1 protein-coding gene is annotated in these 242 nt (G+C 50.8%); it reads left to right on the top strand.

The window, feature by feature from the left end; translation table 11 throughout:
* The coding region (locus SB772_RS44845) for a 3-keto-5-aminohexanoate cleavage protein (protein ID WP_410839133.1) at positions 1-242 on the top strand (242 nt) is incomplete at both ends.

The raw sequence follows: 242 nt of genomic DNA, 5'->3' as shown, positions 1-242 counted from the left end.
GCCGGCTATCAAAGAGGCTAGCGATGTGGTGATCAACCTGACTACAGGTGGCGCACCGACAATGTCGCTTGAAGATCGACTTCGTCCAGCACATCAGTTCAAACCGGAAGTGGCCTCACTGAACATGGGCACGATGAACATGGGGCTTTACCCAATGCTCAATCGGTTTAAGGAGTTCAAACACGCTTGGGAGGAACCATACCTCGCCGGCAGCCATGACCGCATTTTCAAAAATACATTTA

This window comes from Paraburkholderia sp. SIMBA_030 (assembly GCF_046535245.1).
Classification (GTDB): domain Bacteria; phylum Pseudomonadota; class Gammaproteobacteria; order Burkholderiales; family Burkholderiaceae; genus Paraburkholderia.
The sequence above is the reverse complement of the archived record's forward strand: the minus strand, read 5'-3'. Positions and strand labels throughout refer to the sequence as shown.